The organism is Pseudomonas sp. ASL9, assembly GCF_056680335.1.
Genome location: NZ_CM155277.1, coordinates 2175986 through 2196262 on the forward strand (window position 1 = coordinate 2175986; position 20277 = coordinate 2196262).

Sequence of the window (20277 nt, forward strand, 5' to 3'; positions counted from 1 at the left end):
ATGTGGGAGCAGGCTTACCTGCGAATGACTCACTGCGGTGTGCCTGACACACCGCTATTCGCAGGCAAGCCTACTCCCACAGGTTCGCTCTCTTCTGGACCGCTACCTCCCCTTCACCACCATCTCCGCTGGCGCCTCACCCAGTGCCTGCCAGTTTGGCCGGTACATGGATTCAACCTGCGGCGGCGGTACGCGGTAGGTGCCTGGTGTCACCGCTCGCGCCAGGTACAGCAGGTGCGTGGTGTTGAAGGCGTTCAGATTCAGCGCAGCCACATAACGGTCGTCGCGGAACTCCTGATGTTTGAGGCCGGCGTTCTGCATCGACTCGCGCCACTCTTTGACCTCGCTGCTGGCGTCCGCCAGGCTCGCCGCACTTTGCGCCAGGTTCTGGTTTTCCAGTTCCAGACCGGCCGGCAGCAAATCCACCACCAGTGCATCGGGCACTCGCTGCCTGGCCTTGAGCTCAAGATGGACCAGCACCAGTTCACCACTTGTCAGCGCATCGAGGTTCAGCGCCTGGCCCTTCATGCCCAGGTACTCGCGGCGAATGCTCAGGTTCTCACCCCCAGGCAGCGGCGGTTGCTGTGGATAGCCGGAAATAGTCAGTTGCTGATACAGCGGCGCGCTGCCTGTGTTCTGTAACGACAACGGCGATGCCAGGGTGGCGCCTTCGAGTTTGAGGCCCGGCTGGTGGTTGCTCAACTCAAGCGTTTGAGTGCCGCTGTTTAATTGCGCAGCCCAGTCGGCTTCCGGCTTGCCGAGCACACTACGACCCGCGAGGAATAACGAGTTGCGTTCCTGAGTAGACAACCATGGCCTAGCCGCCAGTTCATCCGAGAGCGCAAACAGCCGCTCTTCGCGTTTGTCTGCCGCCAGATTGTTCTCTTCGAGCAGCGCAAAAATCAGCGCCTGATCGCGCAGCGGGCTGCCATAGTCGGCGAGCCAATCGTTGGCTTGGCGGGTGGCCGCGAGACCGGCGATCAGCGCCTGTTCGGCACGCGGTTTGTCGCCCATTTTTTCCAGCGCTATCGACAGCTGCACCAGCGGCAAACCAGAACGCGCATCGGTACGCCGATCGAACAGGCTGCGCAAAGCGCCCAGCGGCGCCTGTTGGCTGCGCGCCAGCACCAGCCCCGCGTAGGCCTGCACGGCAAAGCGGGTGTGGTCGGCATTTTCGCTGTAGTTGACGTCGATCAGGTTGCGCTCCTGCACGTAACGCAGCAGCCGTTCATTGGCTTTTTTCAAGGCTTCTGGCGGTATGGCAAACCCTTGTTCGCGAGCCCGCAGCAGGAAGTCGGTGACGTACGCAGTCAGCCAGTATTCCTCTTCGCCATCAGCGCCCCACAAACCGAAGCTGCCGTTGTAGCGCTGCATACCCAGCAGTCGCTCGATGCCCAGCTCGATCTTGCGCTTGCGATCGGCATCCGGTTCGCCTTCCAGCCCCAGGCGTTTGAGGCTCGCGGCGTCGGCGTACAGTGACGGGTACAGGCCGCTGGCGGTCTGCTCCAGACAGCCATAAGGGTAGGCTTTCAGTGCGCGAATCTGCTCGCCGAGGTTCAACGGCGGACGACTCGACACCGACAGCAACGCTTCGCGACCAGCCGGTTCGAAGGCGTCGAGCGCGCCCTCGGGCAAGCTCCAGGCTTGATCCTTGAGCACCGCACGGTAGTGTTTGAGCAGCGCCGGGTAGGCCGGGCGTACACCCAAGGTCCACTCGCGACTAAACGCTGGCAGGTTTTCCCCCGGCAAGTCCAGCCCTTGCACGACCACCTTGATTTTCCCCTGGCCCAAACCACCTTCGGCGCGCACTGGGATCTGCAACGTGATGCGCTGGCCCTGGGCCAACTCCACGGTTTGATCGGCGCTTGCATTGTGCATGCTCAATTGCCCTTCAGCACTGAGTTGTACCGTGAGCTTTTGTGCTTTCCCGGACAGGTTCGACAGGTCCAGCGCCAGTTGAGTCTGATCGCCTCCCGCGAGAAACCGTGGGGCTGACAGTTCGGCAATCAACGGCGCGGCAACCACGGTTTTCGCTTCGGCCATGCCGTAACGCTCGCCGGTCCAGGCCTGCGCCATAACCCGTAGCTCACCATTGAAGTCCGGGATATCGACACTGATTTCACCTTCGCCCTGCGCGCCCAAGGTCGCCGGCGCGCTTTGCAGAGCGACGATGGTGATGCTGGTGTCTGGACGTTTACCGCCCTTGGCCAGTGCCGCATCGCCGCCGAATGCCAGACTGGCCAAACGGCCCCGCCCGGCTTCGATCAGTTGCCCGTAGATGTCCAGTTGATCAACGCCATACGCCTTGCGCCCGAACAGGTTGGAGAACGGGTCCGGCGTCGGGTATTCGGTGATATTAAGGATGCCCACGTCCACAGCCGACACCAGCACATGCACCTCTTTGGGCACGCTGCCATCGGCGTTTTTCGCGTGCAGTTTGACGGTCAAGGGTTGCTTGGGCCGCATTTTTTCTGGCGTCGTGATCGTCAGCGCTAGCTTGCGTGGTGATCGATCCAGCGGCAGATGAAGCACGCCCACCGCACGCTTGGGTGTGACATTGGCTTTGCGTTCGCCGGGTCGAATCACCAGCGCGCTGATGTACAGATCATGACGCGCCCAGTGTTTATCCAACGCAATATCGAAGCGCTTGCCTTCGGCCGGCACGTTGATTTCCTGCCACCACAAGGGCCCGTCGCTGGACTCAACCAACAAGTAGCCCTTGCCCGCCGCAGGCGGTGTGACCGTGACGCTGACCGTATCGCCATCAGCGTAAGCGGGTTTATCCAGTGCCAGCTTGACCTGATCCGGACGCACTGCGCCGCCTTCGGCGTTGTCCTGCCAGCGGTAGCCGGCCCAGAAGCGCAGGCTGCTGATCATGCCCGTTGCCGGGTCTTCGACCTCAACGCGGTAAGGGCCCCATTCCACCGGGAAGCTGATTTTGGCGGTGTCGCCTTGTTTGATGCTCAGGGTTTCTTCGTCGAGGGTCAGGTACTTCTCGTTGTAATGAGAGCTCCAGCCATCGCTCTGCGAGTAGTTCCAGAAGTAGTCGCGACGCTCGCGCACCAGCCGCACCTTGAGGTTATCGGCGGCCAGTTTGTGGCCGTCACTGTCAGCCACCAGCAACTCGAATTCGGCGGGGCCGTTGCCATCGGTCTGATCACCGGCGAACAGGGCACGCAACCCCGGCATGTGGTCAGCGGGCCAAACAGGTTGCACCAGGCGCCGAGTGATCGGACGTCCGCCGGACTCTTGCAGGCTGGCTTGCAGAATCAGTTGCAGCGGCGATTTGGCCTGCGCCCATTTGCTGTCCACCCTGAGGGTCAGCGCGCCATTAGCGTCAAGGGTGCTTTCTTCCAGATCAAGGTCCTGGCTCAGTTCCAGTTCGGTGATCGAGCCAAACTGGTAACCGGGCAAGGCGCTTACCGCGTCACGCAACGGCCGCACATACAACTGGCCCGTCAGGCGATTGCCCGATGCCGGGGCGCCGTACAGGTAGCGACCGTTGACGGTGAAATCAGCATTGTCGGCCGGGCGGAGCGGTGTATCGCTGCCCTTGAGTTCCAGCGCCAGACGCTCAGGCAGGAAGTCCTCGACCTGGAACTCATACACCTGCGGTTTGCCGTCGCCGAGGTCGAAGACCAGTTGCCAGCGCCCGGTCGGCGCTTCGCCTGCCAGTTGCAACTGATATTGATAGAGCGCCGTTGCATCGGCTTCCCAGACGAACTTGCGGCTGACCTGTTCATCCGGCCGACGCACTTCGACGCTAATCGGTTGCGGTTTCACGTCCTTGCCGTCGCTGTCACGTAGCAGGCCGTTGAGCAACACCGTTTCGCCGGGGCGGTACAGGTCACGCGGGCCGAAGACGAAGAATTGCAGGGGGTGGGCTTTAGGCCCGGTGATGTCGAACTCGGCCAGGTCCAGCGCTGCGCTGTTCAGGCGCAGCAGGCTGGTCTGTTCGCCTTGATGCGCCAGCAGCACTTCAGCCTTGGCGGGTAATGGTAATTGGGCGTGCCCAACGTTATCGGTCTTGCCCTGCCCGACCACGCGACCGTCGGCGTCGTACAGTTCAAGCTCGATACCGTTCAGGGCTTGGCCGCCCTCCAGCGCCTGGGTGAACACGTCCAGACGATTCTGATAACGATGCACCGACAGGCCGATGTCACTCAGGGTGAACAAGGTCGCGGGCTGGGAATAGTTGTAAGTGCCCAAGGCACGCATGACCGCCAAATAGACGCCTGGCTGTTGCAACGGCTTGAGGCCGGCAATCGGCAGTAACAGGGTTTCCCGTGTATTGCGCGCCGGGTTCAGGTCGAAGCGGCCGCCATAGACCAGATCGGCCATGGGCAACAGGTCTTTGGATTCATAACCCTGGAGGATGCTGCTCCGGCCCCACTTACTGAGAAACGCGGGCAGGGATTCAGGCTTGATGCGGAAGAATTCAACATCGACCTTGTCGACGTTCAACGCGATCACGGGCAGACCTTCGGCCAGTCGAGTCGGCAACAGACTGCCACGGCTGGCGAAACCGACGGTGGCTTGCAGGTCGCTGGTTTCCAGACGACTGATGTATTCCGCAGCCAGCTTGGCCTTGTTCACCCCGAGCAGACCGGCATCCATAGTCAGGACCAATTTTCGCTGAGGCTCAAGGTGGCGCAGACGCAGCTCCATCAAGTTGTCGGAGAGTTCCCAGGCGCCATCGACTTTGCCGGTTTTGGTGTCCACCAGGTGCAGCTTGTCAGCGAATTTCTGCTCCGGGTCCAGCGGCACGGAAAAACTCACGGACAGGGTACTGGCACCCTCGACCTGGATTTCCGAGACATCGACAACAGTCAATTCACGGCCCGCATAGCGTTGGCTCAGGGCGGGAAGATCCAGTGCGGGTTTGGGCGTGCTCGACTCAACGACCGCTGCGGCCGGGTTGGGTGCGGAGGCCGGCGCAGCCTTGTGTGACGTGGACGAATCGCAGGCGCTTAGCAGCGTCAGCACACAGGCCAGAAACAATCCTTTGTTAAGCATGGGTCACTCATCGGCAGCGGTAGTGAGAGGGTGAACTATAGAGCAACTGCGACCTGCAGGAGATCGCGGACCTCGATAGTGTGACCTTGCTCTCAGGGTTAACTGCGTCAATTTCTTCGCAGGCAAGCCTGCTCCCACAGATGATCACGCGCCCCTGCGATGTGCCTGACAGGTTGCTACACTGCCCGCCTTCCAGGGAGCTTTCATGTCTACGTTGCTGAGCGATTGGCGTCATCGCCCTACCCATCGCCGGGTTTGGGCACTGGCGGGGCCGATGATTCTGTCCAATATTTCCGTGCCATTGGTGGCGTTGGTCGACAGTGCGGTGATCGGCCATCTGCCACATGCCCACCAATTGGGCGCAGTGGCCGTGGGGGCCAGCCTGTACACGTTCCTTGCCTGGGCCATGGGGTTTCTGCGCATGGGCACCACGGGGTTTACCGCGCAGGCTGCAGGGCGCAGCGATGGCGCGGCGCTGCGGCAGATCCTGTTGCAAGGGTTGCTGCTGGCCATGCTGCTGGCGCTGGTGCTTGGGCTCTTCGCCCTACCGTTCAGCCAACTGGCGCTGGGCCTGATGCAGCCCTCCGCCGACCTTAAGCAACTGACCCTGGATTTTTTCCACACCCGCCTGTTTGGCCTGCCCGCCGCATTGGCCAGTTACGCGCTGGTCGGCTGGTTTCTCGGCACCCAGAACGCCCGAGCGCCGCTGGCAATTTTATTGACCACCAACCTGGTGAACATCGCCCTTAATCTGTGGTTCGTGATTGGCCTGGAGTGGGGCGTGGTCGGTTCGGCGCGGGCCTCGGTGTTGGCTGAGTGGACCGGCGCCCTGCTCGGCCTGGCCCTGACCCAACAAGCGCTGCGTGACTACCCCGGCAAGGTCGCGTGGGCTGCACTCGCCCTCTGGCAGAGCTGGCGGCCACTGCTGGCGGTCAACCGTGACATCTTCATTCGCAGCCTGGCGCTGCAATCGGTGTTTTTCCTGATCACAGTGCAAGGTGCGCGATTGGGTGATGCTACGGTGGCGGCCAACGCGTTGCTGCTCAACGGCCTGCTGCTCACCGCTCATGCACTGGACGGGCTTGCCCATGCCGTGGAGGCCCTGTGTGGTCACGCCATTGGCGCGCATGACCGGGCCGCGCTGCGCCGTTCGTTAACGGTTGCCGCCGGTTGGTCACTGCTCGCCAGCGTGGCGTTCGCGGCGTTGTTCATGTGCGCTGGGCATCTGTTTATCCAGATGCAGACCGATATCCCGGCCGTGCGCGAGACCGCTTTTATTTATTTGCCCTATCTCGCAGCGCTGCCGCTGGTTGCGGTCTGGAGCTACCTGCTCGATGGCCTGTTCATCGGCGCCACCCGCGCACGGGAGATGCGCAATGCCATGGTGCTCAGTGTGGTGCTGGTGGCGCCGATGGCCTGGTTCGCCCAAGGTCTGGGCAATCATGGGCTGTGGCTGACGTTCATGTTATTCATGCTGCTGCGAGGCGCGACGCTGGGCATGCTCGCCTGGCGCCTGAACCGCAGCGATGGCTGGTTTGCCGGCGCCGGGCATTGACCCCCGCTCATTGAGCCAGCATTTGTTGCGCCGGAAAATCGGCGATGGGCTGGCCGCGCCCGTAAACTAAGACCGTCCGCCCTCCCAATAGTTACGCACAGTGTCGAAGCGTGCCTGCTGCCCCCCCTCTGTCAGGTTCAAGGGCAACGAGGCCGTCGGAAACCTGGCCCTCAACGCCAGCCATTCATCAAGGATCGCAGGGTCATTGAAGCCATGGCGCAGCCCTTCCTGAAGATGGCGCAAGGCCCTGCGATAGTTGTTGCCGGTGGTGCGACTCCAGAAATACGCATGGCGCTCCAGGAAGCACTGTTGCAGCTTCTTCTCTTGCTGGAGACCGAGCAAGGGTTCGTCCGTCAACGGGGGAACGTCCAGTTTCGGATTGTTCAGGTACAGCTGGTCCTCATAGTCGTCCGCCTTGTCTGCCCAGGTACCGCCGCACCAACTGATCGTGTCTATCGGCCCCAACCAGCGACTCAACGTTTGCACGTCCATTGAGCCGAAAAAATAGGTGGCGGTTTGTACGTTGTAATAAGTGAGCAGGCTTTTGTAGTGATCGCTGAAACGAACAGTAAGCATGCGGCGCAGGTGGGCCAACAATTCTTCCCTGGGCGCCGAGCAAAAAATAGTCAGACCCGGCCATTCCGCCGTGTCTTTTTGGCAGACCAGTCTGAAGTGATCGTCAGGGTTCAGGTACACCAAGAGTGGGCCCTGTTTGCGGATCAGGTGCATCTCCGTGTCCGCCAACAGTTCGTACCATCGGGTACGAGCAAAGCGGTTTTTGAGCTGACTGGCCAGACCGGGCACGCTCAGCGTATCGAGCAATAGCCATTGATTGTCAGCCATACAAAAGCCGTCGAATTCGGGCTGTTTCATTGCGCGCCCTCCCCATCGACTTGAGTCATCGCTCGACAAGGACAAGGCGCTCTTCGGCAATGGGCGAAACTTCCACCCGCAGGCAGTTGGCACAGCAGGACCAAGGGATGACTGGCCTGCAACAGCGCCAGCAGTTCATTGGCTCGTGCTTGCTGTTCGTCCTCATTGATGTGTTTGTCGGCAGCAGGCTGTAGTGCACGGTCGGCGTTGAACATGATCTGCGCACTGCTCAGTTTCAGACCGTCTTGGCCCAGATGAACTGAGCTACTGCCGACGCTGAACAACAGTTCGCTGCCTTTTTCGAACGTCAGCGTGACCCCATCAGACAATTCGATTTTTTGCCCTTCGCTGACAAACGTTCGCGAATCGAGGCGCATCCGCAAGGCATGCTCACTCTGAACCATCCCCCTATCCGCCGCTGACCCCATCGGGTCAGAAACAGATTCGGGATGGGCACTGGCCGTGCTGCCAGCGTTCTCGGCATCCTGACGTTGCAAGCACGCGGTCACCTCCGGCTGATCAGGATCGCCGTGGATAAAGCTCACTATCACGTCCATGCCGACCCTCGGCCGGGCACTCTCGCCATCGCAGGCCAGCGCCGAGGACACCGGCACCCAACAGTTGGCGTAGTGCGCACCTTCGCCTTGACGCCCCCAATCGAACTGCACGTTGATCCGCCCAAGGGGATCGCAGTGCACCTGATCGAAAATGGGCCCCACTACCCGCGCGCGCTGCACGCCGAACATACGTGGCCGAACCGCTGCGGGCGAAGGTCGAAAGCCGACCTCCCAAGGCGTCGCCAGGAAATGATTGCGGTATGGCAAATCGGATCGGATGACGGCGGCCAGCAGTTCATCGAGCTCCTGCGGCTGATAACCCCGATGCTGAACCTCGGTCAGGAGCCAGAGATGATTCCACTCTTTTTGCAGATGCCCACTCAGCGGCAATAGCAGACCGGCACTCAGATAAGGCGACGTACTTTCGCCCTCGGCCTGGTCCAGAGCGCGGCGACCGTCCTGCCCACCGTCGGCGGCGTCGACGGTAAAGTGAGTAACGCCATGCCGTTCGGACACCGCCTGGCGAGGCTTTATCTGTATAGGTTGCGCCTGGAAGGGACACGCCGGCGCACGTCGAAAGCCGCCCTGGCTATCACCGAACACCAGCACATGGCGAAGCTTTGAATGCTGAAAATGGTAATGAATACCCTCCTCTTCACACAGACGCTGGACGAATTGCAAATCAGACTCGTGGTGCTGCGCGCAATACGTTCGCTCAAGGTAGGTGCCATTGAGTTCGAAGCGGTGCGCATCGGAGTGAATCCCGTGCTCCTTGAGCACCCTGGCAATGATCTGGGGCGCCGACAGGCATTGAAAGATGCGCTGGTTATAGCGCCAGCCTAAACAGGCGAGCCTTGGGCCAAGACTCAAACGATAGTGGGCCAGGTACGGCCCTCGGCGACTTTGGTCTGCGCCATGGATCTGCCCGTTAAACCCGGTTTTGGTGCCTGCAAAACTCAACCAGGCCGACCGGTACATCAGGCTTTGCAGGTTCAGATCAGAGGATTCGCTGACCACTTCCAGCTCAAACGCAAAAGGCTGGTTGATCGCTTCCGTGCCGGTAAACGACAGCACGTTGAGCGTGTGGGACAGGTTCGGGATATCCAGACGAAAAAAAGGCTCAGTGACCGGATCGAACATCGGCGGTTCCTCTACTTGGGTGCGACCGGGGATTCTCGCTGAGAGAACCTTCCGAGTAGAGGGCTGGAACGCAGAACAGGAATGAGCCTACAAAAAAACGCGACAATACAGACAGATAGCCAGATAGACGAACGGGCCAACTTCATGGCCCGTTCGTTTGCATGTCAGCAACCGCCAGTCCTATCAGGAAGACAAGTACGACGACCGAGTCAGGCCCAGACGCAGCGCGTCCAGGTACTGCGTACGTTCACGCGGGCTGATCTTGGCGCTGGCAACCTTGTCACGGTAATGCGTCATCAACTCATCGGGCGACAAGTGCACGTAACGCAGCATGTCCTCGATGGTGTCGTGAGTTTCGATACCCGCGTGGTACACGCTGCCGTCCGGGTTCTGATAGATGTTCACAGAGTCGGTGTCACCGAACAGGTTGTGCATGTCACCGAGAATTTCCTGATAGGCGCCCACCAGGAAAATCCCCAGCAGATAATCTTCGCCTTCATTGAGCGCATGAACCGGCAAGCTGGTCTCGATACTCTGCTCGTCGACGTACTGCTTGATCTTGCCGTCGGAATCGCACGTCAAATCCTGCAGGACCGCACGGCGATTAGGCTCTTCATCGAGGCGGTGCAGCGGCAGAATCGGCAGTACCTGGCCAATCGCCCAAGTATCCGGCAGGCTCTGGAACACCGAGAAATTGCAGATGTACTTGTCGGCGAGCTTGTCATTGAGTTCGTCCAGCACCTGACGGTGGGAGCGCTGACGGGCTTTCAGCGAGTTGTGCAGGCGGCGACAGACCGCAAAGTAGCACTGCTCGGCCAAGGCTTTCTGCGCCAGCGTGATTTTGCCATCGGCATACTGCGAGGCGATGTCGCTCATGTAGTGCGTGGCACGCCAGTAGGTTTCGGTGACCATCTCGATATCGGTCGGGCCGAGCAGGTCTACCAGCCATTGCACGGTTTCCGGCAGGCTTTCCTTGTCAGCGATCTTCGGGATTTCGTCGTTGTGCCTTTCGACGTCAGTCACCTGCACCACCAATATCGCGTGGTGCGCGGTCAGCGAGCGACCGCTTTCGGAGAAAATGTTCGGATGCGGCAATTCCTGCTCGTCGCAGAACTCCTTGAGCATGCCGACCACGACACCGGCGTAATCGTCCATGTCGTAGTTGATCGAGCTGGCATTGCGAGAGTGGGTGCCGTCGTAATCCACACCCAAACCGCCGCCCACATCGATATGGTCGACCGGCAGGCCCAAATTGCGCAGTTCGCCGTAATAGCGGATCGCTTCTTTGAACCCGTGCTGATAATCGGCCAGGTTGGCGATCTGCGAGCCCATGTGGAAGTGCAGCAGGCGCACGCCCTGATCCAGCCCGGCCGCGCGAAAACGCTCGACCACGGACAACAGTTGCGCAGCAGACAAACCGAACTTGGATTTCTCACCGCCGGTATCAGCCCATTTGCTCGACGCCAGCGAAGACAAGCGCACACGCAGGCCAATCTGTGGCGCGACCTTAAGATCAGCAGCCTCTTCGATCACCAGTGCCACTTCAGATTCTTTCTCGATCACGATGAAGACATTGTGACCCAGCTTTTGCCCCATCAATGCCAGACGGATGAACTCGCGGTCCTTGTAACCGTTGCAGACGATGGTCCCGCCTTTAGGCGCCAGGGCCAGCACGGCCATCAGTTCCGGTTTGGAACCGGCTTCCAGACCGATGGAAACGTTCTGCGTGGCGATGATGCTTTCCACCACCGCTTCTTGCTGGTTGACCTTGATCGGGTACAGCGCGGTGTATTTGCTCTGGTAGCCCAGACGTTCGATATTGGCGTCGAATGCGCCGGTCAACTGACGAACGCGGTCTTGCAGGATGTCGGGGAAGCGCACCAGCAACGGCAGGGAAAGACCACTTGTGCGCAGCTCTTCAACCTGTTCATACAGATCGATGGGCGAACTGCTCGGACCGTGGGGGCGAACTTCAACGCGGCCGGCGTCGCTGATTGCAAAATAACCGGCCCCCCAATGACGAATCCCATAAACACTGCGGCTGTCCGCAACTGTCCATTGGCTGCCATCGTCTTTGCGTGTGCGTCGTACGGACATCGAAGTCCCCTATAAAGAAGTCAAATAGCGTCAGCCACGATAGGGCTGGCGCAGTGTAAAGAGTGGAGGTGACGATTTGGCGCTGTGTTTACAAGCGCCCGTCTGTGTTGGGCCCGTCTGCGTTAGGGAGTAGACCCGGATCAAGGCACAGAGTTTAGAAAGGGAGGCTTAACCGCCGGACTTCTTTGCTTTGAACCCCAGCTTTACCAGCTCCGCCAACAACAGCTCGACGTGATCGCCCTGGATCTCGATGACCCCGTCCTTGAGCGCACCCCCTGTTCCGCAACGTCGCTTGAGCGTAGTCGCCAGCTCTTTGAGCGGGTCTTCGGCCAACGGCACACCGGTGACAGTGGTCACCGTTTTACCGCCACGGCCTTTGCTTTCGCGACGCACACGGGCGATGCCATCTCCATCGGGGATAACGGTTTGTTTGCAGACACAGGCATCCACGGGCTGACGACAGTCGGGACAATGCCGTCCGGCGTCGGTGGAAAATACCAGACCGCCAAGGGCGGCGAAGGATGCGGCTTTTTTGGCCACCGGCAATCCTCTTGTTTGAGGACAAAGACGGGTCGGCTCCGGCGTAGCGGGTGACCGACCGCGAAGCCCCACTCAGGCAGGGGCAGCGCTACTGGGCCAATTAATGACCCAGCTTGAAAAAGGTCGCGCAGTGTAACGGCAAAAAGTGCAGATGCTAAGGGCAAATATGCGCCAATTTCTTCAGTTTTTGCGCCTAAGCGACGGTCTGCCCCAAATAGCGCTTCAACGCCGCCAGGGAGTCCGGGCAATAAGGCTTGTGCAGCGTTTCGCTCAAGGCCTCGGCAACCGGGATGAAGCGCGCTTCCAGCACCTCTTCAGGCTGTAACTTCAGCGGCCCGTCCCAGACGGCACTGAACACAGCGCACCACAGGCGATTACCCGGCTGATCGAAGAAAAAATGCTCATGCCCGCTCAGCGGTACACCGCTCACGCCCAATTCCTCTTCCAGCTCTCGCGCTGCCGATTCGGCGTACGTCTCGTCGGCCAGCACCATCCCGCCCGCCGCCACATCCCAGTAACCCGGATAAATAGCCTTGCTCAACGTGCGCCGGTGAACGCACAAGTCCCCGGCGGAGTTGAACAGCAATATATACGTGCCACGCCCAATCAGACCGCGTTCGCGCAACTGAGCCCGCTCAATGGAGCCCAGTTGTGTGTCCTGCTCATCGACCCAGGCAATTTGTTCGGCGTCGGAGGCGGCGCGGTGCGCGGCCTCCTGAGAGGAGAACGACATCGATCAACCCTGCGAAAGCAGTTGGCGCAGGTCGATCACTGCAGCGTTAGCCCGGGAAATGTAGTTGGCCATGACCAGCGAGTGGTTAGCCAAAATGCCGAAGCCGCTGCCATTGAGAATCATCGGGCTCCAGACCGGTGCCTGCGAAGCTTCCAGCTCACGAATGATCTGACGCACGCTGACCGTGGCGTTTTTCTTGGCCAGCACATCGGCAAAGTCCACTTCGACAGCGCGTAACAGGTGCGACAACGCCCAAGCCTGACCGCGAGCTTCATAGAACACGTCGTCAATCTGCAGCCACGGTGTCTCTACGATCTCTTCATCGACCTTCGGCACTTGGCCCGGGAGAACAGATTCGGTTTTCAAGCTGCTGTTTAGCTTCACCCGGCCTACGCTGGCCGACAGCCGCTGCGACAGCGAGCCAAGACGGGTGGCGACGTCACCCAACCAGTTATTCAAGTTATCGGCGCGGGCATAAAACAGCGCACCTTTCTGATTAGGGTCGGACAAGCGCGCTTGATAGCGGCTCAACGAATTGATCCCTTCCCGATACTCGGACTCACTCGACGGCAAGATCCAGCTTTTATTATCAAAGTTGAAGCGCGGCTCAGCTTTGGCCAAGTCGGCATCTTCCGCCGATTGCGATTGCGAGCGGGCAAAGTCCTTACGCAAAGCACGGCTCAGGTCACGCACTTGAACCAGTACGCCATATTCCCAATGCGAGATGTTATCCAGCCATACGCCCGGCGGCATGCGATCGTTGGAAATGTAGCCACCCGGCTTGTCGAGCAAGGTACCTGCCACGGTCTTGAGCGTTTCGACCGTGGTGTAGCCGCTGACCATCTGCTTACCTTCGCGCTCGGCCGCAGCTTGCGCATTCTGCTGAACCGGGAACAGCGGCGGTTCCTGGCTCCAGTACCAACCGATCAACAGCGTGACCAGCAAATACAAGCCAACCAGAATGCCCAGTGCACGGCTAAAAAGAACGCCACCCCAATAGCCTCGGGGGCGGGTTCCAACCGCAGCGTCATCAACGCGATCCTGTGCGCGGCCCGCGCGGTTCTTCCAGTCCAGCATGGCGATGTCCTTTCAATCACGAAAACGAAATTCAATGGTTCGACCACAACCTTACAGCAAGGTGCCTTTGCCGGGCACCTGCCTTTGGGCTTATTCCCTCAGGTCTTGCACAGATTCTGTGGGCAGACAGCCGTGCCTGTGAACGATCAGGAGCCTTCGCGCGACTAGGCGTGCGACTTGCAAACCCGTCACGCACCCCGATACATCAATACATACGTCCGTGGGTTAGCTGAACAGCCCTTGCAGGGAAATCTTCGCGCCCTCTGGCGGCGCGGGTATATGGGCTATTCCAATAACGTCGGTTCGCCGCTTACTCTTCTCCCCTCAACTGTGGCGATGTAACTCCGATTAATAAGCGGTTCTCCTGTTTGGCTATCCGTGACGCGGAATATCCGGCGATGATGCTTTTCCTGGGGCGGCGGGGCATTCATCAACGCCATCACCCGATGCTCAAACAGTTGTGCCCTCACTGACTTATCAAACTGTGCCCAGTCGAAGTAATAGGCTTCAGGCTTGATCAGCAGCCATTCACCTCGCTCGATCGGGTCCAATACCTCGCTGTCGAGGCGGATCATCAGATGACGACGAAGCGCATCCAGGCCCTCTATGTCTTCGCGACGCTCAAGGGCCTGTTTAACGAGGTCATGCGCTTCCTCAGTGGAATAGGCGTGCTTAAGCTCCGACGACGACAGGTACAGATAACGGATTAACTTCATGCCGTTCACGCGTCCTGCCACTCATCGAAGCCCATCGTTTTGCTGATTTCATGCCGCCAGGAAATGGCCCGGTAGGAAAAGTGCACTTTTTCCAGTTGGGTGAGGTGGGCGTTATCAAGGTCCTGGCAGTGCGGCATGAGGACTTCGGCGCCGATAATGACCGCGTCCTTCAGTTCCATGGTGTAGAAGTGCTCTTGGGTTCCATGGTCCGAGGTTCGGTACCACTCCACCCGACACGTACTCAGTACTTCCCCAGTGCACAACGCGTTGTTGATCAAGGGCGAGGATTTGTCGATCACCTTGGTGATGATCAAGGGTTTGTGCATCCGACGGCCCGATTGCGCACCGCCCTGCACGAATATGCCGTGACTCAATGCTTGAACCAGTATCTGATCCTCACGGCCTAGCTGCCAGGCATTGCCAACGGACTCCTTGGTCAGCGCGCCCGTAGTGATCAGGCCTTGTGTTTTTCCTTTGATCGTCATGTAGGCAGGTGTTGGCATTCGGATGCTCCGTTATTTTTTCGAGAAGAAGTATTCGGTAACTGGCGTGGGGCGAGTGCTCAGCGTGCAAGAACGGGTGGCTCCGTATGGGTGGGCAGCCACGGTTTGGCAAGCGAGAGAGTGATCAGGTAGCGCTCTTCGCTGGGGCGTTTTTTGTCCTTGAAACGATTCATGATCAGCATTGCCTGATATTTGTCGCCAGCCTGCCAATAGGTTCTTCCGCCCTTATTCACGTCCTGCAATTGGGCACGCCACTCGGGCGTATCGGCGAAGGGCGGATCGTCTTTCGGCCAGATGACGACCCAGCCGCTTTGACGCCATTGATCCTGTAAGTCCAGCACAACCTTAAGGGCGTCATCGAGCAGCAACGGCTCGATTTGCGGGGACATGCGAACATCGATAATCAAATTGTCATCAAATGAGACCGTAAAAAAACGAGCCTGAAACGTTGAGAACCCATACTGCGGATCAATAAACCGTAGCCGCGCATCAGACTTGGGTATGCCGAACCACACGTGCCCTGGTATCAGCTGACTAAAGTTCGCCGTGGAGCGCTCTCGCATGTCCTCGTAAGTGCCTCCCATCTCCAAGGCGATTTCCGGTTCGTCCGCTAGCGCCTGAAAACCCCAGCGCATCAGCACCACGGCCAAAAGGGCGAGCAGGACAATGCCCAGTCGCCGACGTCGGCCACCGACGCGTGATTGCAGTTTCATCGCACGCCCTCGCCAGCGGCGATGTCCTTGATCGACTGCTCCAGGGCGCTGCGGTTGTTGTCGTGCAGCATCTCGTCGAAACGCGCCGCTGCCCTGAGCACGAAGGCCATCCGCTGCTCAACGTCCGACAGGTCCGCCAGCGGGTCGCTGCCGAAGCCGATGGTGCGCCCATCCTCGACCCGCTGACATTGGCTAACGAGGGTCAACTCGATGGCTTGCGGGATTTCCAGAGCAGGTGTTGGCATTCGGATGCTCCATTATTTTTGCGAGAAAAAGTATTCAGGTGACTGGCGTGGGGCGAGTACTCAGCGTGCAAGCACGGGGGGCTCCGTATGGGTGGGCAGCCACGGTTTGCCGAGATTGAGGGTGATCATGTAGCGCTCTTCGTTGGGGCGTTTGTAGTCTTTGAAGCGATGCACCCGCAGCAGAACCTGGTATTTGTCACCGGCCTGCCAATAGGTCGTCCCGCCCTTGTTCACGTCCCGCAATCGGACGCGCCACTCGGGGGTATCCGCGAAAGGAGGGGCGCTCCTCTGTCTGATGGGGATCCAGCCGCTCTGGCGCCATTGATCCTGTAAGTCCAGAACAACCTTAAGCACGTCATTGAGCAGCAACGGTTCGATTTGCGGGGACATGCGGATGCCGTCAATTCGGCTGTCATCAAATCCAACCGTGAAGAAACGAGCCAGCGGCGTGACGAACCCGTATTGCGGGTCGCTGAACCGCAATCGTGCATCGGACTTGGGCATGCCAAACCAAACCTCTCCAGGTATCGCCGGACTAATGGCCGCACTTGAACGCTCGCGCATGTCTTCCCACGGCTCACCCATCACCAAAGAGATTTCCGGCTCATCCGCTAGCACCTGAAAACCCCAGCGCATCAGCGCCACAGCCAAAAGGGCGAGCAGGACAATGCCCAGTCGCCGACGTCGGCCACCGACGCGTGATTGCAGCTTCATCGCACGCTCTCGCCAGCGGCGATCTCGTTGATAGACTGTTTCAGGGCACTGCGGTTGTCGTCGTGCAGCATCTCGTCGAAGCGCGCCGCAGCCCTGAGCACGAAAGCCATTCGCTGCTCAACGTCCGACAGGTCCGCCAACGGGTTGTTGCCAAAACCGATGGTGCGGCCATCCTCGACCCGCTGACATTGGCTGGCGAGGGTCAGCTCGATGGCTTGGGCCACGCCGGAGGGGAGGCCGGTGACGTAGGACGCGTGGTTGCCGCGCAATAGAGTGATCAGTTGCCGGTCTTCGTAGATTGACGGTTGCAGGATGTTCCGCTGTTCGTGAGCGGCAAATCGTTTCACGCTCTCGGCAATATCCTCGGTTTCTATTGCCTCGAAGGCTTGCAGAATTTCTGGATAAGCCTCCCCAAAACGGAGTGTTTCCTGCCCTACCGGCCACAGCACCGGGAATTGGGGATGACCATAAATGCTCGCGCGTGTTTTCAGGCACGTCTTCAATTCCGTGAACCCGCGCTTTTTATAAAACGCATGCAACGGAAAGATATCGAGGAACAACGTGGTGTTGCCCAGCGCCATCATTTCGTAGACGTGCTGGAATTGCTGCTGCATCAGGGATAACGACTCCCCCTCAAGGCGGACATCCGGGGAGGGGACGGGGTTGTTGTCCTTCGCTTGCTGATAATCACGCAGCGCCTGCTTGTCCAGATCCCGGAGGGTGTACACCCCCCGGAATACCAGAATGTGAGACGGCGCTACTGGCCAGCAAGCGTTGCCCTGCGTCGTATTCGTCCTGGACGCCGTCGATAGCGCCCGCCGCATGCAACAGGCCGCAGCCGACTTGCTTGGAGGCAAAGGCCGCCAGCCCGGCCCACTGGAAGCGGGGTTCGTGCAGCCACAATCTGGCGTAGGCGGCGTTGATGGCGCGGTTTCGTTCGATGGGGTCGGCAATCAGGGTACCGCCGGGTGCCACAACCTCTTCGGCCTCCCGCTGAAAAACGCGCCAGACACCCTCACAGGTCAGAATCGGCACCTCAGTGACGTTGGTTTTGTACCCGTACAGTTCAACGACGTGGCTTGAGCACTCAGTAATGGGCTTGGTGTTTTGATTCAAGACCTGTTTGTCGCATTCATGATCTTTAAAGCACTGAGTCATTGAGGTGACCCCTGATTGGATATTGAAACCCTATCAGGCGCAGGCTGGCTCAGAGCCTTGAGCTAAAAAATCAGAAATTTCTTACAGCGATGGCTCACAAATCATTCAACCCGCTGAGCCAAAAAATCAGAGTTTCCTGGCCTGTCGAACCCCGTGTTTTCGCCATTATTTTGCGACCGTTTCGCAACCGTTCGGAGACTTGCCTGCCAATATCCTGTTTCGGATGCAATACCCGCGAAAAAAACGCCAATTCAGCCTTGTAATCCTGTCCCACCCACGCAAACGGATTGATCAAAAAAGACTCAATACTTTAGGCGGAAATTGACTTACGGCACGCTGGAGGAGGCCAAGAGCTGCTAGCATAGAGCCACCAATAGACGTCAGCATGCCCTCTTACTAGTAGTCAGGATATGACCGAGCCAGAAGACCCGAGCCGTGACCGTCTCAAGCATCATTTTGCCCAGCGGGTAATTCATCAGGCACGTCAAATTCTTGAGGTCTGGCAACGCCTGCAGCAAAGTGAGTGGTCAACTGCCGACATGGCTGAACTCGCCGATTCCAATCTGCGTCTGCTGCGTTTCGCCGAGCGTTTTGAACAGGCCGAGCACGCACAACTGGCACGCAGCATCACCGTGGCACTCGATGCGGTCGAAGCCAATAGTGGACGCCTGAGCAGCAGCCTGATCACCGAACTCAACCGGTTGATGCAGCGCTTGTCACGCACCGGCCTGCGCCACGGCGACCGCCTGGACCAAACCTCATTGCCGCCTCTGCGCAAACCGATCTATGTGATGCTCCAGGACCACGAGCGCGCCGGGCGACTGGCCAAACAACTTGAGTTCTTCGGTCTGAGCGCCTTGTCGCTGGACAGCATTGCCGCGTTCCACGCCACCATGGCTGAGCGCTACCCGGCAGCGATTGTGATGGACGTTGACTTCTGCGGCCCCGGTGAAGGCCTGAAACTGGCGGCCCAGGTTCAGGAAGGACTGGAGCAAAAGCTGCCGCTGTTGTTCTTCAGCAATCACGAAACCGACACCCCCACCCGCCTCGCCGCCGTACGCGCGGGTGGCCAGGAGTTTCTCACCGGCACTCTCGAAGCCTCGAGTCTTCTGGAGAAAATCGAAGTGCTCACCTGCGTAGCGCAGTACGAACCCTATAAAGTGCTGATCATTGATGACTCCCGCGCTCAAGCCACTCACACCGAGCGCCTGCTTAACAGTGCGGGGATCATCACCCGCACCTTGATCGACCCGATCCAGGCCATGGCCGAACTCGCGGAGTTCCAACCTGACCTGATCATTCTCGACATGTATATGCCGGGCTGCACCGGCACCGAACTGGCCAAAGTAATCCGCCATAACGACCGTTATGTCAGCGTACCGATCATCTACCTGTCGGCCGAAGACGATCTGGACAAGCAACTCGACGCCATGAGTGAAGGCGGCGATGACTTCCTGACCAAGCCGATCAAGCCGCGCCACCTGATCACCACCGTGCGTAATCGCGCGGCGCGGGCGCGCAACCTCAAGGCGCGGATGGTTCGCGACAGCCTGACCGGCCTGTATAACCACACGCACATCCTGCAACTGCTTGAAGATTCCAGCTTTCGCGCCCGCCGCGACGGCAGGCCGCTGTGCTTTGCCATGCTTGATATCGATCACTTCAAGCGCGTCAACGACAGCCATGGACACCCCATGGGCGACCGCGTGATCAAAAGCCTGGCGCTGTTCCTCAAGCAACGCCTGCGCAAGACCGACTACATTGGCCGTTACGGCGGCGAAGAGTTTGCCATCGTGATGCCAGACACGGAGCTGTACAACGCGCATCGGGTGCTGGATGAGATCCGTCAGCGCTTTGCAGAAATCCATTACCCGGCGCAACCGATGGATTTGTCCTGCACCTTCAGTGCGGGCGTTGTGGAACTGCACGACGATGCCGACAGCCTGGTGCTGGCGACCCTGGCAGATGACGCGTTGTACCGCGCCAAAGATGCGGGACGTAATCAGGTGCACGCAAGCCACCAAAGGCAAAGTGCCACTTTTATCGATGAGTCGGCCGACTCGGTCATAACCCTGTAACCAAAATGCAATAACTTCAGGCACTTACCCATAGTCGTCGGCTCGAGACAACATGCGCCTGAAGCTGCTTACCAATCTCAATACCCTACTGCTGGTCACCGTTTGTCTCGCGCTAGGAATAACGCTTTGGTGGTCGCAGCAGGCACTGGAACGCCCCTATCAACTCATGGAGCGTTACCTGAGCCTGTCTCAGGAATTTCAGAATAAGGTCGCACACAGCATTGAGGACTACCTCTCAAGCGGTGATGCCCTGCGCCAAAGCGATGCCATTCAGGCCATCGACACGTTTCAGCAAGAACTTGATGCACTGCCAGCTCAGATGGCTAATAGCCTGCGTCCGAGCCTCTCTCAGCTGCGTGAGTTCAGCAGCAATGACCTGCTGGCCGCCGGCAAGCTGGCGGGTGACCCACAGGGTCTGCTCTTACAGGCAGAACGTGAACTGGGCGCAGCGCTTGAGCAACTCGCGCACTATGCCGCCAACAGCAACAACCCAGCGGCACCCAGCTATCAAGGCCCGCTGTTGAACGCATCACAGCACTTGGCGCGCCTGAGCCTGGCCCGG

Annotated in this window: 13 protein-coding genes and 2 pseudogenes; 2 read left to right on the plus strand and 13 right to left on the minus strand. The window is 59.1% G+C overall.

The features are described from left to right. Nucleotides 1-102 precede the first annotated feature (102 nt). Nucleotides 103-5016, minus strand: a complete 4914-nt coding sequence (locus AC1ME2_RS10100; RefSeq protein WP_480440831.1) for an alpha-2-macroglobulin family protein — start codon at nucleotides 5014-5016, stop codon at nucleotides 103-105. 205 nt (nucleotides 5017-5221) lie between these two features. On the opposite strand from AC1ME2_RS10100, the gene AC1ME2_RS10105 reads away from it, so the two are divergent. Then, entirely contained in the window at nucleotides 5222-6571 is a 1350-nt protein-coding gene (locus tag AC1ME2_RS10105; RefSeq protein ID WP_480440832.1) for an MATE family efflux transporter, read from the plus strand. Nucleotides 6572-6637: 66 nt separating this feature from the next. Here AC1ME2_RS10105 and AC1ME2_RS10110 read toward each other — a convergent pair whose 3' ends face one another. The 12 genes and pseudogenes from AC1ME2_RS10110 to AC1ME2_RS10165 all read right to left on the minus strand — a co-directional run bounded on the left by AC1ME2_RS10110 (nucleotide 6638) and on the right by AC1ME2_RS10165 (nucleotide 17637). Continuing rightward, nucleotides 6638-7444 (minus strand): DUF4123 domain-containing protein, encoded by an 807-nt coding sequence (locus tag AC1ME2_RS10110; RefSeq protein ID WP_480440834.1) that lies wholly within the window; start codon nucleotides 7442-7444, stop codon nucleotides 6638-6640. Continuing rightward, nucleotides 7441-9141, minus strand: coding sequence for a contractile injection system protein, VgrG/Pvc8 family (locus AC1ME2_RS10115; protein WP_480440835.1), 1701 nt, complete (start codon nucleotides 9139-9141; stop codon nucleotides 7441-7443). The genes AC1ME2_RS10110 and AC1ME2_RS10115 overlap by 4 nt, the downstream gene beginning before the upstream one ends. A gap of 183 nt (nucleotides 9142-9324) precedes the next feature. Continuing rightward, nucleotides 9325-11238, minus strand: coding sequence for an arginine decarboxylase (speA, locus tag AC1ME2_RS10120; RefSeq protein WP_480440836.1), 1914 nt, complete (start codon nucleotides 11236-11238; stop codon nucleotides 9325-9327). Between the two features lie 168 nt (nucleotides 11239-11406). Then, nucleotides 11407-11778 carry a translation initiation factor Sui1 gene (locus tag AC1ME2_RS10125; RefSeq protein ID WP_480440837.1) on the minus strand — a complete coding sequence of 124 codons (372 nt, stop codon included), beginning with the start codon at nucleotides 11776-11778 and terminating at the stop codon, nucleotides 11407-11409. 193 nt (nucleotides 11779-11971) lie between these two features. Next, nucleotides 11972-12511, minus strand: a complete 540-nt coding sequence (locus AC1ME2_RS10130; RefSeq protein WP_480440840.1) for an NUDIX hydrolase — start codon at nucleotides 12509-12511, stop codon at nucleotides 11972-11974. A 3-nt stretch (nucleotides 12512-12514) separates the two neighbouring features. Next, nucleotides 12515-13588 carry a DUF2333 family protein gene (locus AC1ME2_RS10135; protein WP_480440842.1) on the minus strand — a complete coding sequence of 358 codons (1074 nt, stop codon included), beginning with the start codon at nucleotides 13586-13588 and terminating at the stop codon, nucleotides 12515-12517. 284 nt (nucleotides 13589-13872) lie between these two features. Next, entirely contained in the window at nucleotides 13873-14304 is a 432-nt protein-coding gene (locus tag AC1ME2_RS10140) for a hypothetical protein (protein ID WP_480440845.1), read from the minus strand. Between the two features lie 5 nt (nucleotides 14305-14309). Beyond that, on the minus strand, nucleotides 14310-14807 hold the full coding sequence (locus tag AC1ME2_RS10145) for an Hcp family type VI secretion system effector (RefSeq protein WP_480440846.1): 498 nt from the start codon (nucleotides 14805-14807) through the stop codon (nucleotides 14310-14312). A gap of 59 nt (nucleotides 14808-14866) precedes the next feature. Then, entirely contained in the window at nucleotides 14867-15520 is a 654-nt protein-coding gene (locus tag AC1ME2_RS10150) for a hypothetical protein (RefSeq protein WP_480440848.1), read from the minus strand. After that, nucleotides 15517-15744, minus strand: a pseudogene (locus AC1ME2_RS10155) (DUF2515 family protein); the annotation flags it as partial. The gene AC1ME2_RS10150 and the pseudogene AC1ME2_RS10155, both read right to left, overlap by 4 nt. Nucleotides 15745-15825: 81 nt before the next feature. Then, nucleotides 15826-16479 (minus strand): hypothetical protein, encoded by a 654-nt coding sequence (locus AC1ME2_RS10160; RefSeq protein WP_480440850.1) that lies wholly within the window; start codon nucleotides 16477-16479, stop codon nucleotides 15826-15828. Further along, nucleotides 16476-17637, minus strand: a pseudogene (locus tag AC1ME2_RS10165) (DUF2515 family protein). The gene AC1ME2_RS10160 and the pseudogene AC1ME2_RS10165 overlap by 4 nt, the downstream one beginning before the upstream one ends. A gap of 410 nt (nucleotides 17638-18047) precedes the next feature. Between AC1ME2_RS10165 and AC1ME2_RS10170 the strand changes: the two are divergent. After that, complete coding sequence (locus tag AC1ME2_RS10170) at nucleotides 18048-19715, plus strand: GGDEF domain-containing response regulator (protein ID WP_480440852.1); 1668 nt, start codon at nucleotides 18048-18050, stop codon at nucleotides 19713-19715. The last annotated feature ends 562 nt before the right edge of the window (nucleotides 19716-20277 follow it).

Bases quoted from the DNA above. Each gene is read 5' to 3' on its own strand.
- AC1ME2_RS10160 (WP_480440850.1), bottom strand. From the start codon at position 16,479: ATGAAGCTGCAATCACGCGTCGGTGGCCGACGTCGGCGACTGGGCATT.
- AC1ME2_RS10140 (WP_480440845.1), bottom strand. From the start codon at position 14,304: ATGAAGTTAATCCGTTATCTGTACCTGTCGTCGTCGGAGCTTAAGCAC.
- AC1ME2_RS10145 (WP_480440846.1), bottom strand. From the start codon at position 14,807: ATGCCAACACCTGCCTACATGACGATCAAAGGAAAAACACAAGGCCTG.
- AC1ME2_RS10115 (WP_480440835.1), bottom strand. From the start codon at position 9,141: ATGTTCGATCCGGTCACTGAGCCTTTTTTTCGTCTGGATATCCCGAAC.
- AC1ME2_RS10170 (WP_480440852.1), top strand. From the start codon at position 18,048: ATGACCGAGCCAGAAGACCCGAGCCGTGACCGTCTCAAGCATCATTTT.
- AC1ME2_RS10110 (WP_480440834.1), bottom strand. From the start codon at position 7,444: ATGAAACAGCCCGAATTCGACGGCTTTTGTATGGCTGACAATCAATGG.
- AC1ME2_RS10130 (WP_480440840.1), bottom strand. From the start codon at position 12,511: ATGTCGTTCTCCTCTCAGGAGGCCGCGCACCGCGCCGCCTCCGACGCC.
- AC1ME2_RS10150 (WP_480440848.1), bottom strand. From the start codon at position 15,520: ATGAAACTGCAATCACGCGTCGGTGGCCGACGTCGGCGACTGGGCATT.
- AC1ME2_RS10135 (WP_480440842.1), bottom strand. From the start codon at position 13,588: ATGCTGGACTGGAAGAACCGCGCGGGCCGCGCACAGGATCGCGTTGAT.
- speA (WP_480440836.1), bottom strand. From the start codon at position 11,238: ATGTCCGTACGACGCACACGCAAAGACGATGGCAGCCAATGGACAGTT.
- AC1ME2_RS10100 (WP_480440831.1), bottom strand. From the start codon at position 5,016: ATGCTTAACAAAGGATTGTTTCTGGCCTGTGTGCTGACGCTGCTAAGC.
- AC1ME2_RS10105 (WP_480440832.1), top strand. From the start codon at position 5,222: ATGTCTACGTTGCTGAGCGATTGGCGTCATCGCCCTACCCATCGCCGG.